Below are 1,340 nucleotides of genomic sequence, written 5' to 3'. Positions count from 1 at the left end.
ACGACGCCCTGGACGAGGCCGAGCGCGCCGGGCTGCTGCGCGTCGAGGAGGGCGTCGTGTCCCTGTACCACCCGCTCGTGCGCTCGGCGGTCTACCGCGCGGCCACCAGCGCGCAGCGCCGGGCCACCCACCGCGCGCTGGCCGAGGTGTCGGGCGCCGACGCCGACCGGCGGGCGTGGCACCTCGCAGCGGCGGCCGACCGGCCCGACGAGCAGGTCGTGGCCGCCCTCGACGGCGTCGCCGAGCGTGCCACCGGTCGCGGTGGCCACGAGGCCGCCGACGCCGCCTGGGCCCGCGCCGCCGAACTGACCGCCCCGGGCCCGGCCCGCGGCCGCCGGCTGTACCGGGCCGCGGCTGCGGCGTGGCTGGGTGCGCACCCGTCGCGGGCGACGGCGCTCGCGTCCGCCGCGGCGGCCGAGGTGACCGAGCCGCTGCTGCGAGCCCAGCTGCTGGCCCTCCAGGGGCAGATCGCCTGGACGACCGGGTCGCTGGACGACGGCTACGACCTCGTGGCGCAGGCCGCGCGGGTCGCCGGCGACGTCGACCCGGCGCTGGCGCAGCAGCTGGCGGTGATCGCCGCGGCCCTGACCGTGTACGGCGCCCGCTCCCCGCAGCCGGCGGACCCGGCCGGGCTGGTGGCCGCCCCCGCACCGGACGCCCCACCGCGGGTGCGGGCCGCGGCGGCCCTGCTGCGCGGGTTCACGGCAGCCGCCCGCCGGGACTGGGCAGCCGCGGCGGGCTCCTTCCGCGACGCGTTCGCGCTGACCGACGCCGACGTCCGGGACGACCACGTGCAGCGCAACCTCGGCATCGCCGCCCTGGTCATCGGCGACGACGAGCGCGGGCTGCGCCTGCACGAGCAGCTGCTGGCCGCCGCCCGCCGCACCGGAGCGCTCGCCACCGTCGAGTACGCACTGACCCGCGGCGTGCAGATCCAGCTCGCCGCGGGCGCCTGGGCGCGAGCGGCCGGCGCGGCGACCGAGGCGGTGCCGCTGGCGGCCAGCACCGGCCACCCCGGGATGGTCGCGCTCCCGACCGCGCAGCTCGCCGTGCTGGCGGCCCGCCGCGGCGACGACGACGCCGAGCGTCTCGTCGACGAGGCGGCCGGCATCCGGGCCGGGTACCCCGGCGGGGTGACCGACGTCGTCGTGGTCGACCTGCTGCACTGGGCACGGGGCCTGCGCGCCGCCCGGCAGCCCGCGACCGCCCTGCACCACCTGGAGCAGATCACCGAGACCGGCGTGAGCCGGATGGCGGCGATCGACCGCCTGGAGACCGCCGCCCGGGCCGGCCGGGACGACCTCGCGCGCGCGTGGCTGGCCGAGCTCGAGGGCTTCGCG

At 80.2% G+C, this 1,340-nt stretch carries 1 pseudogene; it reads left to right on the top strand.

What is annotated here, in order from left to right:
• A pseudogene (locus CHC04_RS23330) lies at positions 1-1,340 on the top strand (hypothetical protein); the annotation flags it as partial.

Source organism: Geodermatophilus saharensis, assembly GCF_900188205.1.
In the GTDB taxonomy this organism is placed as follows: domain Bacteria; phylum Actinomycetota; class Actinomycetes; order Mycobacteriales; family Geodermatophilaceae; genus Geodermatophilus; species Geodermatophilus saharensis.
The sequence above is the reverse complement of the archived record's forward strand: the minus strand, read 5'-3'. Positions and strand labels throughout refer to the sequence as shown.